Below are 13,296 nucleotides of genomic sequence, written 5' to 3' on the forward strand. Positions count from 1 at the left end.
CCCCCTCGCCCCCACCGCTCGCCGACTCGCGGCGGACCCTGCACGGGGGCCGTTCCAGCACGTGGCCGGGGTCAGCGGGCCTGCTCGCCGTCGGCCGGCTGGACGGCGGTGCTCGGGAAGTCCCGCAGGTCGCCGGTCGGACGGCGGTCCCAGCTGCGGAAGGTCAGGTCCGTCTGCAGGTAGAGCGCGACCAGCTCGGCGGTGCTGCGGATGCCCTCGAGGTGGGTGCGCTCGTTGCCGTGGCTGCCGTCGATGCCGAACCCGATGAGCGCGGCGCGGGTGTTGGCGCCGGCCTCCAGCGCCGAGGCGGCGTCGGAGCGGTAGTACTTGTAGACGTCGCGGCGGTGCGGCACCTCGTGCACCCGGCACAGGTCGATCAGGTGCCGGGTCAGGTGGTAGTCGAACGGCCCGGTCGAGTCCTGCATCGCGATGTTGACGCACTGCTCGGAGGACGCCTGCCCGGGCGCGACCACCGAGGTGTCGATGGAGACGAGCTCGGCGACGTCGGCGTCCAGGCCGTGGCTGGCCCCCAGGCCCACCTCCTCGGCGATGGTGACCAGCAGGTGCGCGGTCACCGGCACCTGGATGCCGGAGTCGATGATCGCCTTGAACGCGCCCAGCGCGGCGGCGATGCCGGCCTTGTCGTCGAGGTGGCGGCTGTTGACGAACCCGCTGGGGGTGATCACCGGCTGCGGGTCGATGGCCACGAAGTCGCCGACCTGGATGCCCAGGCGCTCGAGGTCGGCGCGGCTGTGCACCACCTCGTCGACGCGGACCTCGACGTGGTCCCAGCCCACGCCCTGCTCGTCGACCTCGTCGCCGAAGCGGTGCCCGCTGGCCTTGTTGGGCAGGATCGTCCCGGTGTGCCGGTAGTCGCCGGACACGTCGTCGGAGAAGATGATCACCCGGGCGCCCTCGGCGAAGCGGGCGCTGTGCGTGCCCACCGGCACGATCGCCAGCCGGCCGTTGTCCTTGAGCCCGCTGACCATGCAGCCGATCGTGTCGGCGTGCACCACCACGGTCCGGTCGGCGCCGGGCGAGGCGCTGGGCAGCTCGGCCAGCAGCGCGCCGCGGCGGGTGACCTCGAAGTCCATGCCCAGGCTGCGCAGCTCGCCGCCGATGAGCTGCATCACGTGGTCGGTGCGCCCCGAGGGGCTCGGGATGTCGAGCATCTGCAGTAGCACGCGCTGGACGTAGTCCATGTCGATGGGCAGGCGCTTCTGTCCCGCGTCGACCGGGCTCGGCAGGAAGCGGGGGTTGAGCTCGCCGTCGTCTCGGACGAGGCCGGTGTCGTCCCGGGGGCCGGTCAGCATGGGGGTCGAGTCTAAGACGGACCGGGCGGGCGCCCGCGCGGCCCGCCACGCCGGAGGACATCCGGCACGGACCCGGCTGCCGCGGATAGCCTCGCGCGTGGTCCCCTGTCACCCAGGGGATCCCGTCGTCCCGCCGTCCGTCCGAGGAGGTCCCGTGCGCTCGCTGCGTCTCGTGGGCCTGTCCGACGACGGCCGCAGCCTGGTCCTCGCCCTCGACGGCGGGGACGGTGACGAGGGCGAGCGCTTCGAGCTGCCGATCGACGACCGGGTGCGCGCCGCGGCCCGCGGGGACACCCGCCGGCTGGGCCAGATGGAGTCCGACGGCGGCCTGTCGCCGCGGGTCATCCAGGCCCGCATCCGCGCCGGCGAGACCCCGGAGCAGGTCGCGTCCGCCTCGGGAACCCGGGTGGAGCGGATCATGCGCTTCGCGCACACGGTGCTGCAGGAGCGCGCCCGCATGGCCGAGCAGGCCCGCCAGGCCCGGGTCCGGCTGTCGGAGGGCACCTCCGGCGAGCCGCTGCAGCAGTTCATGGCCGAGCGGCTGCGGCTGCTCGGCGCCGACCTCGACGCCGTCCGCTGGGACGCCGCCCGCTCCGAGGACGGCACCTGGGTGGTCACCGCCGCCTGGCGCGCCGGGACCAAGGAGGGCACCACGCAGTGGGCCTACGACCTCGCCGGCCGCGCGGTCAGCCCCTTCGACGCCCCCACCCGCGACTTCGCGGAGGGCACCCGGCTGGTCCGCGTCGTCCCCGGGGTGCCCGCCGAGCGGCCGGCGCTGCCCGTGCACCGCAGCGCCGCCGTCCCCGAGCGCCCCACCCCGGAGCGCCCCACCCCGGAGCGCCCCACCCCGGACCGCCCGGCGCCCGAGCGGCCGGCGTCCGAGCGGCCCGTCCCGCCGGCCGACGAGCCGCGCACCGGCCCGGGTGAGCGGCGCACCGACCCCGCCGAGGACGAGGACGTTTCCGAGCACGACACCGTCGTGCTGCGCACCGGCGAGTCCGACGGCGAGGACGAGGACCCGCGCGCCCGCGTGCCCGCCTGGGAGGACATCGTCTTCGGGGTCCGCCGCAACCGCTGAGCAGTACGCTCGCCACTCCGGACCGACGTGTCCGTCCGGGGGGCCGCGGGTACGTCGTCCACAACCGAACGAGTGCGGGAGTGGAGCGCAACATGTCGATGTCCGTGTCGATGCCCCTGGGCGGAGTCCAGGTCGGGTCGTACGACAGCTACCAGGCGGCGCAGGCCGCGGTGGACCACCTCTCCGACGAGAGGTTCCCGGTCGAGAACGTCACGATCATCGGGTCGGACCTGCGGATGGTCGAGCGGGTCACCGGGCGGCTCACCTGGGGCCGCGCGATCGGCGCGGGTGCCGCGGGCGGCGCCTGGTGGGGTCTGTTCGTCGGCCTGCTGCTGGGCATCTTCGCCCCCGACGGCACCAGCTGGATCAGCTCGGTGCTGACCGGCCTGCTGATCGGTCTGCTGTTCGGTGCGCTGTTCGGCGCCATGGGCTACGCGGCCACCCGCGGTCAGCGCGACTTCACCAGCGTCTCGCAGGTCACCGCGAGCCGGTACGACGTCATGTGCGACCCCTCCCGCGCCGAGGAGGCCCGCGCCATCCTGGCCCGCTGGTCCCTGCGCAACTAGCGGAGGGTCGCGAACGCGACGGCGGCCGCGGCGGCGACGCCGAGGGAGTCGACGCCGGCGCGCATGGGGATCCGGGCGCGCACCCGGGCGGCGGCCTGCGCCTCCCGGGTGAGCCCGGGTCCCTCCGCGCCGAGCAGCACCGCGGTGCGCGGGTGCGCCCGCGGGTCCACCTCGTCCAGGTCCACCGCGTCGGCGGCGGGCGTGAGCGCGACGGTGAGGTAGCCGGCCGCGTGCAGCCGCTCGAGCCCGGCCGGCCAGTCGGTCAGGACGGCGAACGGCAGCGCCAGCACGTGCCCCATGGAGACCCGCACCGCGCGGCGGTAGAGCGGGTCGGCGCAGCGCGGGTCCAGCAGCAGCCCGTCGACGCCGAGGGCCACGGCCGAGCGGGCGATCGAGCCGAGGTTCTCGGCGTCGTTGAGCGCCTCGAGCACCGCCAGCCGCCGCGGCGCCGCCGGGTCGGGCCCGGCCAGCAGCGCGCCGACGTCGGCCGGCGGGCGGCGGTCGGCCGATGCCAGGACGCCGCGGGTCAGCCGGAAGCCGATCAGCTCCGACAGCGCCCACTTGTCCATCTCGTAGGCGGGCACGCCCTCGGGGAGATCCAGCTCGGCCAGCCGCCCGGGCACACCGAGCACCGCCCGCACCCGGTACGGCGAGGCGAGGAGCCGCTGCACGGCCGGGACGCCCTCGACGATCACCGGGCCGGTCCCCCGCACCCGCCCGGCGGGACGGTCGCCGGCGTGCAGGTCGCGGAAGTCGGCCACCCGCTCGTCGGCGACGTCGGTGATCTGCACGCTCACGCCCCGATCCTCCCCGAGCGGTCCGCGCCCCCCGCCCGCAGGATCCAGTGGTGACCGACAGGACCGTCGTCGTCGGAGCCGGGATCGCCGGCGTCGCCTGTGCCCGCGCGCTCGCGGACGCGGGCGTGCCGGTGCTGGTCCGCGACCGCGGCCGCCGCCCCGGGGGCCGCATGGCGTCCCGGACGCTGGCCGGCCGGGTCACCGACCTCGGCGCCTCCTACCTGACCGCCGAGCCCGGCTCGCCGTTCGCCGCCGTGGTCGGGGACTGGGTGGCCCGGGGGCTGGCCCGGCCGTGGACCGACACGTTCGCCGTCGCCGGGCCGGACGGGATCCGCGACAGCAGCAGCGGTCCGGTCCGCTACGCCGCGCCCGGCGGGCTGCGCTCGCTGGTCGCCGACCTCGCCGCCGGCCTCGACGTCGTCCAGGAGTCCTCGGTGGAGCGGGTGGAGCCCGGCGCCCGGGTCGACGGCGCGGAGGCGCCCGCCGCCGTCCTGGCGCTGCTCGACCCGCAGGCCCGCCGCCTGCTGCCGCCGGACCTGGCCGCCCGCCTGCTCGGCGACGAGGGCGCGCGGCCCTGGCAGCCGACCCTGGCCGTGGCGCTGGGCTGGGACGAGCGCCACTGGCCGGCCGACCTGCACGGCGCCTTCGTGCACGACGACCCGGTGGTCGAGTGGGTCGCCGACGACGGCGACCGGCGCGGCGACGGCGCCCCCGTGCTGGTGGCGCACACGACGCCGGGCACCGCCGCCGCGCACCTCGACGACCCCGGCCGGGCGGCGCCGGAGGTCACCGCCGCGGTGTGCCGTGCGCTGGGCATCGACCGCCCGCCGGCCTGGACGCACGTGCACCGCTGGGCCTTCGCCAAGCCGGCGGCCCCGCGCGAAGAACCGTTCGGCCTGGTCGACGGCGTCGGCGTCTGCGGCGACGGGTGGCGGGCGCCGTCGAAGGTGGGGAGCGCCTGGACCAGCGGGCACCTGCTCGGCGCCGCACTGGGCGGGCGCTGAGCGCCCGCGGGCCTCGCCCCTCCCCCGGGCCCGGCCGACGCCGCGGCCCGCCGCCGCTGACCCCTCCCCGCGCACGGGGCCGTTGACGCCGCCCGCAGAACTCATCTAGCGTTGAGTTCATCAGGCGTTGAGTTCTCGCCACTCGGGAGGCCGACATGACCGACGCCGTCACCGTCACCGACCTCGTCGTCCACCGCGGGCGCCGCCGGGTGCTGCACGACCTGTCGTGCGCGGTCCCCGCCGGGCGGGTCACCGGCCTGCTGGGACCCAGCGGCAGCGGGAAGACGACGCTCATGCGCGCGCTGGTCGGCGTGCAGAAGGTGCGCTCGGGCACGGTGACCGTGCTCGGCGAGCCCGCCGGCTCCCCCGGCCTGCGCCGCCGGGTCGGGTACGTCACCCAGGCGCCGAGCGTCTACGCCGACCTCACCGTGCGGGAGAACGCCCGCCACTTCGCCGCCCTGTACGGCCGGGGCGCCCGGGCCGCCGACGACGCGCTGGCCGCCGTCGGGCTGGCCGACGCCGCCGGGCAGCTGGTCGGCGACCTCTCCGGCGGCCAGCGCGGCCGGGCGTCCCTGGCCTGCGCGCTGGTGGGCGAGCCGGAGCTGCTGGTCCTCGACGAGCCGACCGTCGGCCTGGACCCGGTGCTGCGCGTGGAGCTGTGGGACCGGTTCCACGCCCTCGCCGCGGCCGGCACCACCCTCGTCGTCTCCAGCCACGTCATGGACGAGGCCGGGCGCTGCGACCGGCTGCTGCTGCTCCGGGAGGGCCGGCTGCTGGCCGACTCCACGCCCGCGCGGCTGCGCGCCGACTCCGGCACCGACGACCTCGAGGAGTCCTTCCTCCGCCTCGTGCGGGCCCAGCAGCAGGAGGTGGCGGCGTGAGCGCCCCGGCCGCCGTCCTGAGCCCCCGGCTCACCGGCGCGATCACCGCCCGGGTGCTGCGGCAGCTCCGGCACGACCACCGCACCATCGCGATGATGGTGCTGCTGCCCAGCCTGCTGCTCGGGCTGCTGTACCTGCTCTGGCGGGACGTGCCGACGCTGCCCGGTCAGCCGAGCGTCTTCGACCGGGTCGGGCTCACCATGCTCGGCGTCTTCCCGTTCGTGGTGATGTTCCTGGTCACCAGCATCGCGATGCTGCGGGAGCGGACCTCCGGCACCCTCGAGCGGCTGCTCACCACGCCGCTGTCCCGGCTGGACCTGCTGCTCGGCTACGGCGTCGCGTTCGGCCTGGCCGCCGCGGTGCAGGCGCTGGTCACGGTCACGGTGGCCACCACGCTCTACGACCTCGACATCGCCGGGTCGCCGTGGCTGGTGGTGCTCATCGCCGTCGCCAACGCCGTCCTCGGCGTGGCGCTCGGCCTGCTGGCCAGCGCGTTCGCCCGCAGCGAGTTCCAGGCCGTGCAGTTCATGCCGGTCGTCGTGCTGCCGCAGTTCTTCCTCTGCGGGCTGCTCGTCCCCCGCGAGCAGATGGCCGGCTGGCTGCAGGCGATCAGCGACGTGCTGCCGCTGACCTACGCGGTGGAGGCCCTGCAGGAGGTCGGGCGGTCGGCCGCCGAGACGGGGACGATGTGGCGGGACGTCGGCATCGTGGCCGGCGCGGCGGTGCTCGCCCTCGCCCTGGCGGCGGCGACCCTGCGGAGGAGGACCAGCTGACGGCAGCACGGCGCTCCGGACGGCGCCCCGGCAACCCCGACACCCGGCAGGCGGTGCTGGCCGCGGCCCGCACCGCCTTCGCCGAGCGCGGCTTCGACGCGACGTCGATCCGCGCGGTCGCCACGGCCGCCGGCGTGGACCCCGCCCTGGTGCACCACTACTTCGGCACCAAGGACAAGCTCTTCCTCGCCGCGATCGAGGCACCGGCCGACCCCGAGGCCTTCCTCCCCGAGGTGCTCGCGGCCGGGCCGGAGCACCTCGGGGAGAACGTCGTCCGCATGCTGCTGCGGGTGTGGGACGGCCCCATGCGCCCGGCCGGCCTGGCGCTGGTCCGCTCCGCGGTCGGCAACGAGTGGACCGCGCGGCTGCTGCGCGAGTTCCTCGTCTCGCAGGTGCTGCGGCGGGTGCTCGGGACCCTCGACCTGCCGGCCGCCGAGGGCGAGGCCCGCGGCGCGCTGGTGGCCTCCCAGTTGGTCGGCGTGGTGATGACCCGCTACGTGCTCCGCGTCGAGCCGCTGGCCTCCGCGCCGGCCGAGGAGCTGGTCGCGGCCGTCGGGCCCACCCTGCAGCGCTACCTCACCGGGGACGTCGCCCTGCCCGGCCGGCGGGACTAGCGCGCGACGCGGGCCAGCTGCCGGGCCTGGGCGACCAGCCGCCCGGTGGAGTCCCAGATCCGGCACTCCTCGTCCGACCAGCCGCCGGTGACCTCGGTGGACCGGGACTCGACGACGCACCAGCCCGGTGCCGGGAGCGCGCGCACCAGCACCTGCAGCTGCACGGTGGGCGCCCAGCCGGGCTTCCCGACGGCGAACGCGGTGGGCGGCAGCGCGTCGGCGAACAGCAGCAGGGCCAGCGGGTCGGGCTCGCGGCCGTCGGCCAGCCGGATCCAGGCGCGCAGCAGCCGGCGGTCCGAGGGCCGGCCGGCCACCCAGCCAGCGGTCGCCGGGTCCAGCCGGGTGTCCAGCTGCCGGGCCAGGCCCACGGCCGGGCCGCCCTCGGTGGTGCGGGTGGCCACGCACTCGTCGGGCGCCGGGAGCTCGGGTGCCGGGTTGACCGTGTAGTCGGCGACGGCGTCGGCGCCGAGGGTCGCCGTCGTCACCTGGACGGCGAGGGAGGGCCCGGCCGCCCCGGCGAGCAGCACCGAGGAGTGCGCGAGCGTGCGCCCGACGGGCCCGGCGGTGACCGCGAGGTCGGCCGGCCCGCCCGGGGTGGCGCGCAGGTAGCTCGCCGACAGCGCCACCGGGTGCGGGTGCGGGCTGTCCAGCAGCGCCGCCCGCGCCACGACCGCGAGCAGGTAGCCGCCGTTGAGGACGCCGCTGCCGACGTCCCAGCCCGGGTCGAGCTCGGCCCGGACGCCCCCGCCCTCGGTGCGGGTGACGGCGGTGACCCGGTCGAAGGCGGACTGCGCGGTGTCGGTCTGCGGCACGGCGGACAGGGTGCCAGGGTGGTCCCCCGTGGAGTACACGCACCTCGGGCGCAGCGGTCTGTCGGTCTCGCGGCTGTGCCTCGGCACGATGAACTTCGGCTGGAAGACCGAGGAGGCCGACGCCCACGCGATCATGGACCGGGCGCACGACGAGGGCGTCAACTTCTTCGACACGGCCAACGTCTACGGCTTCGACGCCGGCAAGGGCCGCACCGAGGAGGTGCTGGGCACCTGGTTCGCGCAGGGCGGCGGCCGCCGGGAGCGCACGGTCCTCGCCACCAAGGTCTACGGCTCGATGAGCGAGTGGCCCAACGACACGTTCCTGTCCGCGCGCAACCTGGTGCGGTCGGCCGACGAGTCGCTGCGCCGGATGCAGACCGACTGGATCGACCTCTACCAGTTCCACCACGTCGACCTCGAGACGCCGTGGGACGAGATCTGGCAGGCCTGCGAGACGCTCGTCGCCCAGGGCAAGGTGCTCTACGTCGGGTCGTCCAACCACGCGGCCTGGCAGCTGGTCGCGGCCAACGAGGCCGCCGCCCGGCGGCACTTCCTCGGACTGGTGAGCGAGCAGTCGCACTACAACCTGCTCACCCGGCACGTGGAGCTCGAGGTGCTCCCGGCGGCGCGGCACCACGGCATCGGCGTCATCCCGTGGAGCCCGCTCGCCGGCGGTCTGCTCGCCGGCGCGCTCGGGCAGCCGGAGGGCACCCGCCGCACGGAGGACCGCCAGCAGCGGCGCATCGAGCGGCACCGCCCGGCCCTGCAGGCCTACGAGGACGCCTGCGGCGAGTGGGGGCTCGCCCCGGCCGACGTCGCGCTGGCCTGGCTGCTGCACCGGGACGGCGTCACCGCGCCGATCGTCGGCCCGCGCACGATGGAGCAGTTCACCGGGTCGCTGGCCGCGCTCGACGTGCGGCTGGAGCAGGCCCAGCTCGACCGCCTCGACGAGGTCTTCCCCGGCTTCAGGCCCGCTCCGGTGGAGTACGCGTGGTGACCGTCGTGGTGGTGACCGTCGCGAAGGTGCCGAGCGTCTCGTGCCGGCCCGCGGTGCTGCGCACCAGGGCCACCTCCGTCAGGGTCCACTCCGGTCCGCGGTAGCCGGCCAGCCGGGCGGGCAGGTCGCCGTCGGAGGGGCGGCGGGGGTGCCAGCGGCCGAGGGTGAGGTGCGGGCGGAACGGCCGGTCCTCGACCGGCAGGCCCAGCCCGCGGGCGGCGCGGGCCAGCCGCCCGGCCAGGGCGGTGACGACGGCGACGTCGCCGTCCAGGCCCGCCCAGAACACCTGCGGCCGCCGGGCGGACCCGAACCGGCCGGCGCCGGCCAGCCGCAGCACCGCCGGCGGCGTACCGGCGACCGCGGACCCCACGGCGGCGGTGAGCGGCTCCAGGAGCGCCGCCGGGACGGCGCCGAGGAACAGCAGCGTGAGGTGCCAGCGGGCGGGGTCCCCCCAGCGGGGCGCGCCGGGGGCCTCGCGCAGCGGCGCGACGGCCGCCGCGAGGGAGTCGCGGGCCGGCGCCGGCGGTGCCACCGCGACGAACAGCCGCAGCGGCGCCGGCGCGCTCAGCGCACCACCAGGCCGGCCCTGGCCAGCGCGGTCTCCACCCGCAGCCGCTCGGCGTCGCGCGCGGTGCCCGGCGGCGTGCCGAGCAGCGTGGTCGGGATCTCGAGGAGTTCCGCCGCCTCGGCGAGGAGGTCGTCGTAGGCGGCGAGGATCCCGCGGCGCCGGGCCATGGGCACCCCGGCGGGGACCTGGGCGACCTGGCGGGACAGCCGGCGCAGGTCGGTGGCGACGACCTCGAGCGGCCGGTGGGGCGGCTCCACCGGCGCCGGGCTCCGGCGCCGCAGCGGCGCCGGCACCTGCGCCGACCCGAAGACCACCCTGGCGAGCCAGCCGATGAGCGCGACCGACCCGACCACGCCCGCGACGATCGATCCGAGTTGCAGCAGCGCAGCGGGCATGTCGCCTCCACGGACGACGCGGGTCGTGACGTGTGTCACGGTACGTCCTGAGAGGCCGTCCGGCCTCCCCCGGCGTCCGCCGGCGCCAGCGACGGGACGGCCCGCGTCCCCACGTGCAGCCGCAGCCGCGGCGGGAGCACGTGCGCCTCCAGCCGGACCCGCCGCCCCCGGGCCAGCCACAGCCCCGCGACGGCGCCGGCCGCGACGACGACCAGCCCGCCGAGGATCAGCCCCCACGGCGCGCCGAGGTGCTCGGAGGCCCAGCCGATCAGCGGGGCGCCCAGCGGCGTGCCGCCCATGAAGGACGTGAAGTACAGGGCCATCACCCGCCCGCGCATCTGCGGGTCGGCGCCCAGCTGCACGAAGCTGTTGTTGGCCACGCTGAACACCAGGGCCGCCGCGCCGGTGGGCACCAGCAGGACGGCGAACGGCCAGAAGCCCGGCATGAGGCCGCAGGCCACGGTGAGCAGCCCGAGAACGACGGCCGAGGTGACCAGGAACCGCTGCCGCGGGCGGGCGCTGCGGCGGGTGGACAGGAACGCGCCGGTCAGCGAGCCCACGGCGAACGTCGTCGAGAGCAGGCCGAACGCCTCGGCGCCGAGGTCGAACACCTCGCGGGCCATGAGCGCGATCGTGACCTGGAAGTTGAACCCGAAGGTGCCGATGACGAAGGCCAGCACCATCGCCAGCCGCAGGTCCGGCCGCGACCAGGTGTAGGCCAGCCCCGCCCGCAGCTGCCCGCGGGCGCGCGCGACCGGCTCGCTGCGGCGCAGCTCCCCGGCCCGCATGAGCAGCAGCGCCCCGATGGTGAACACGAAGCTGGCGGCGTTGACGAGGAACGCGGGCGCGGTGTCGCCGCCCGAGGCGCCGATGAGCAGGCCGGCCAGCGACGGCCCGACCAGCCGGGCGCCGTTGAAGATCGTCGAGTTGAGCCCGACCGCGTTGGCCAGCAGGTCGCCGCCGACCATCTCGGAGACGAACGCCTGCCGCACCGGGGCGTCGACCGCCGACACGCACCCCAGCGCGCCGGCCAGCAGGAACACGTGCCACAGCGCAACGGCGCCGGTGGCCACGAGCGTGCCGAGGCCCAGCGCGAGCAGGCCCATCAGCGCCTGGGTGACGACGAGGACGCGGCGCTTGTCGTAGCGGTCGGCCAGCACCCCGCCGTACATGCTCAGCAGCAGCGTCGGGCCGAACTGCAGGGCGGTGATCAGGCCGAGCGCCACCCCGCTGTCGCCGGACAGCTGCAGCACCAGCCAGTCCTGGCCGATGCGCTGCATCCACGTGCCGGTCAGGCTGACCAGGTTCGCCGACGCGTAGAGCCGGAAGTTGTGCACGCGGAGCGACCGGAACGGGCTGCGCCCGCTGGTGGCCGGTCCCCCCGAGCCGGGTTCAGCAGGCGTGGACGTCACCCACCGGCGAGCTCCTCCATGATCTCCGCGGCCTCGCGCAGGGTCGCCCGCTGCTGCGGGGTGAGCCGCTGCAGCTGGCTCGACAGCCACGCCTCCCGGGCCCGGGCCTCCTCGGCCAGCAGCGTCTCGGCCGCCGGGGTCAGGTCGATGACCACCTGCCGGCCGTCGGTCGGGTGCGGCGTGCGGGTGACCAGGCCCATGCCCTCCAGCGCGACCACCACGCGGGTCATCGACGGCGGCTGCACCCGCTCGTGCGCGGCCAGCTCCCCCGGGCTCATCGCGCCGTGCCGCTTGATCGTGGACAGCGCGGCGAGGTGGGTGAGGGTGACCGAGGTGTCGACCCGCTGGTTGCGCAGCCGGCGGGAGAAGCGCATGACCGCCAGCCGCAGGTCGTGAGCCAGTGCCGCGGTGTCCAGCGTCGACCGGGTCACGGCCCCAGCCTACCGGTCGTTAGCGCCGCTCAGAACACCTGCTGGAGCGGCTCCAGCGCGAAGTAGACGAGGAACAGCGCCGTGATCACCCACATCAGCGGGTGGATCTCGCGGCGCCTGCCCACCGCGGTCCGCAGCAGGACGTAGGTGACGACGCCGGCGCCGATGCCGTTGGTGATCGAGTAGGTGAACGGCATGAGCGCGATGGTGAGGAAGGCCGGGATGACCAGGGACATGTCGTCCCACTCGAGGTGGCGGATCTGGCTGATCATCAGCGCGCCGACGACGACCAGCGCCGGGGCCGCGGCCTCCGAGGGCACGATCTGCACCAGCGGGGTGAAGAACATCGCGACGAGGAACAGCACGCCGGTGACCACGCTGGCCAGGCCGGTGCGGGCACCGTCGGCCACGCCGGAGGCGGACTCGACGTAGGTGGTGTTCGACGAGACGCTCGCCGCGCCGCCGGCCGCGGCGGCCAGCGAGTCGACCAGCAGGACCGGCTGCGAGCCGGGCAGGTTGCGCTCCTCGTCGAGCAGGTCCCCCTCGGCGCCGACGGCGGTGACCGTGCCGACCGTGTCGAAGAAGTCGGCGATCATGATCGAGAACACGATGAGCAGCGCCGCGACGACGCCGATCCGCTCGAACCCGCCGAACAGCGAGAAGTCCCCGATGATCGACAGGTCGGGGGCGCTGATGACCTCGTCGGGCCACCGCGGCAGCTGCAGGGCCCAGCCGCGCGGGTTGTCCTCCCCCACGCGGACGCCGACGTCGGCGATCTCCTCGACGACGATCGCCAGCACCGTCGAGACGACGATGCCGATGAGCAGCGCGCCCCTGACCCGGCGGACGACGAGCAGCGCGGTGAGCAGCAGCCCCACGACGAACACCAGCAGCGGCCACCCGGCGAGCTGCCCGTTGATGCCGAAGCTGATCAGCGGGGTGCCCGGCCGGATGACGCCGGCGTCGGCCAGGCCGATGATCGTCAGGAAGAAGCCGATGCCGACCGCGATCGCCGTCTTGAGCTGCGGCGGGATCGCCTCGAACACCGCCCGGCGGAAGCCGGTGAGCACCAGCACGGTGATCAGCAGGCCCTCGAGCACGACCAGGCCCATGATCTCCGGCCAGGACAGCTGGGTGGCGGCGAAGACCGCGACGATCGCGTTGATGCCGAGGCCGGTGGCCACCGCGAACGGGTACCGCCCCACGACGCCCATGAGCACGGTGAGCGCGCCGGCGACCAGCGCGGTGACCGCGGCGACGGCACCGAAGGGCAGCGAGGCGCCCGTGACGTCGGCGCCGGACAGGATGATCGGGTTGAGCACCACGATGTAGGCCATCGTGAAGAACGTGGTCAGCCCGCCGCGGACCTCGCGGCCGACCGTGCTGCGCCGGGCGCTGATCCCGAAGTAGCGGTCCAGCCCGTTGCGCGGCCGGACCTGCGGACCGGCACTGCGGCGCGGCGGCGGCGCCTCCACCGCGACGTCGGCCGGCGTGTCCCCCGTGGGGGCGGCGGCGCGGGCTGCGCGGGCACCGCGGGCGGGACGGGACTTCTCGGGCATGCGGGCTCCTGCGGACATGCGGCTGCCGGGCGGTGAGCCGCGACAGCGTGCCACACCGCACGCGCGCCTCCCCGCCGGTCTCCGGGGGACGCCGCC

15 protein-coding genes are annotated in these 13,296 nt (G+C 75.9%); 7 read left to right on the top strand and 8 right to left on the bottom strand.

Going from position 1 to position 13,296, the window contains the following annotated elements:
* Positions 1-71 precede the first annotated feature (71 nt).
* The gene (locus ACI79Z_RS03265) at positions 72-1,313 is read right to left on the bottom strand and encodes an osmoprotectant NAGGN system M42 family peptidase (protein ID WP_387987994.1); all 1,242 of its coding nucleotides are present in this window, start codon (positions 1,311-1,313) and stop codon (positions 72-74) included.
* Positions 1,314-1,467: 154 nt separating this feature from the next.
* Here ACI79Z_RS03265 and sepH point away from each other — a divergent pair, with 154 nt between their 5' ends.
* The gene (gene sepH, locus ACI79Z_RS03270) at positions 1,468-2,391 is read left to right on the top strand and encodes a septation protein SepH (protein ID WP_456901683.1); all 924 of its coding nucleotides are present in this window, start codon (positions 1,468-1,470) and stop codon (positions 2,389-2,391) included.
* Between the two features lie 92 nt (positions 2,392-2,483).
* Positions 2,484-2,957 carry a general stress protein gene (locus ACI79Z_RS03275; RefSeq protein ID WP_387987996.1) on the top strand — a complete coding sequence of 158 codons (474 nt, stop codon included), beginning with the start codon at positions 2,484-2,486 and terminating at the stop codon, positions 2,955-2,957.
* Here the strand turns inward: ACI79Z_RS03275 and ACI79Z_RS03280 are convergent.
* The gene (locus ACI79Z_RS03280) at positions 2,954-3,754 is read right to left on the bottom strand and encodes a TrmH family RNA methyltransferase (RefSeq protein WP_387987997.1); all 801 of its coding nucleotides are present in this window, start codon (positions 3,752-3,754) and stop codon (positions 2,954-2,956) included. The two genes, ACI79Z_RS03275 and ACI79Z_RS03280, sit on opposite strands and share 4 nt — an antisense overlap.
* 50 nt (positions 3,755-3,804) lie before the next feature.
* Here ACI79Z_RS03280 and ACI79Z_RS03285 point away from each other — a divergent pair, with 50 nt between their 5' ends.
* The 4 genes from ACI79Z_RS03285 to ACI79Z_RS03300 all read left to right on the top strand — a co-directional run bounded on the left by ACI79Z_RS03285 (position 3,805) and on the right by ACI79Z_RS03300 (position 7,026).
* A complete protein-coding gene (locus tag ACI79Z_RS03285) occupies positions 3,805-4,758 on the top strand; it encodes an NAD(P)/FAD-dependent oxidoreductase (protein WP_456901684.1) in 954 nt (317 codons plus the stop codon).
* Between the two features lie 155 nt (positions 4,759-4,913).
* Complete coding sequence (locus ACI79Z_RS03290) at positions 4,914-5,639, top strand: ABC transporter ATP-binding protein (RefSeq protein ID WP_387987999.1); 726 nt, start codon at positions 4,914-4,916, stop codon at positions 5,637-5,639.
* Positions 5,636-6,412 carry an ABC transporter permease gene (locus ACI79Z_RS03295; RefSeq protein WP_387988000.1) on the top strand — a complete coding sequence of 259 codons (777 nt, stop codon included), beginning with the start codon at positions 5,636-5,638 and terminating at the stop codon, positions 6,410-6,412. Before ACI79Z_RS03290 ends, ACI79Z_RS03295 begins: the two co-directional genes overlap by 4 nt.
* A 53-nt stretch (positions 6,413-6,465) precedes the next feature.
* Positions 6,466-7,026: a TetR/AcrR family transcriptional regulator gene (locus ACI79Z_RS03300; protein WP_387988001.1), complete on the top strand. Its 561-nt coding sequence runs from the start codon at positions 6,466-6,468 to the stop codon at positions 7,024-7,026.
* Here ACI79Z_RS03300 and ACI79Z_RS03305 read toward each other — a convergent pair.
* Positions 7,023-7,838 carry a thioesterase family protein gene (locus tag ACI79Z_RS03305; protein WP_456901685.1) on the bottom strand — a complete coding sequence of 272 codons (816 nt, stop codon included), beginning with the start codon at positions 7,836-7,838 and terminating at the stop codon, positions 7,023-7,025. The two genes, ACI79Z_RS03300 and ACI79Z_RS03305, sit on opposite strands and share 4 nt — an antisense overlap.
* 28 nt (positions 7,839-7,866) lie before the next feature.
* Between ACI79Z_RS03305 and ACI79Z_RS03310 the strand changes: the two genes are divergently transcribed.
* Entirely contained in the window at positions 7,867-8,835 is a 969-nt protein-coding gene (locus tag ACI79Z_RS03310) for an aldo/keto reductase (protein ID WP_387988003.1), read from the top strand.
* Here the strand turns inward: ACI79Z_RS03310 and thpR are convergent.
* From thpR to ACI79Z_RS03335, 5 genes are read right to left on the bottom strand one after another with little or no spacing between them, the layout of a single operon-like run.
* A complete protein-coding gene (gene thpR / locus ACI79Z_RS03315) occupies positions 8,804-9,403 on the bottom strand; it encodes an RNA 2',3'-cyclic phosphodiesterase (RefSeq protein WP_456901792.1) in 600 nt (199 codons plus the stop codon). The genes ACI79Z_RS03310 and thpR overlap by 32 nt on opposite strands.
* Complete coding sequence (locus tag ACI79Z_RS03320; RefSeq protein WP_456901686.1) at positions 9,400-9,798, bottom strand: hypothetical protein; 399 nt, start codon at positions 9,796-9,798, stop codon at positions 9,400-9,402. The genes thpR and ACI79Z_RS03320 overlap by 4 nt, the downstream gene beginning before the upstream one ends.
* Positions 9,799-9,833: 35 nt before the next feature.
* The gene (locus tag ACI79Z_RS03325; protein ID WP_456901687.1) at positions 9,834-11,210 is read right to left on the bottom strand and encodes an MFS transporter; all 1,377 of its coding nucleotides are present in this window, start codon (positions 11,208-11,210) and stop codon (positions 9,834-9,836) included.
* Entirely contained in the window at positions 11,207-11,641 is a 435-nt protein-coding gene (locus tag ACI79Z_RS03330; RefSeq protein ID WP_387988006.1) for a MarR family winged helix-turn-helix transcriptional regulator, read from the bottom strand. The genes ACI79Z_RS03325 and ACI79Z_RS03330 overlap by 4 nt, the downstream gene beginning before the upstream one ends.
* Positions 11,642-11,670: 29 nt before the next feature.
* A complete protein-coding gene (locus tag ACI79Z_RS03335; RefSeq protein WP_456901688.1) occupies positions 11,671-13,200 on the bottom strand; it encodes an NCS2 family permease in 1,530 nt (509 codons plus the stop codon).
* Positions 13,201-13,296: the final 96 nt, after the last annotated feature.

The sequence above is a fragment of the Geodermatophilus sp. SYSU D00663 genome, from assembly GCF_054050655.1.

Bases quoted from the DNA above. Each gene is read 5' to 3' on its own strand.
- ACI79Z_RS03265 (WP_387987994.1), bottom strand. From the start codon at position 1,313: ATGCTGACCGGCCCCCGGGACGACACCGGCCTCGTCCGAGACGACGGC.
- ACI79Z_RS03275 (WP_387987996.1), top strand. From the start codon at position 2,484: ATGTCGATGTCCGTGTCGATGCCCCTGGGCGGAGTCCAGGTCGGGTCG.
- ACI79Z_RS03290 (WP_387987999.1), top strand. From the start codon at position 4,914: ATGACCGACGCCGTCACCGTCACCGACCTCGTCGTCCACCGCGGGCGC.
- ACI79Z_RS03320 (WP_456901686.1), bottom strand. From the start codon at position 9,798: ATGCCCGCTGCGCTGCTGCAACTCGGATCGATCGTCGCGGGCGTGGTC.
- ACI79Z_RS03335 (WP_456901688.1), bottom strand. From the start codon at position 13,200: ATGCCCGAGAAGTCCCGTCCCGCCCGCGGTGCCCGCGCAGCCCGCGCC.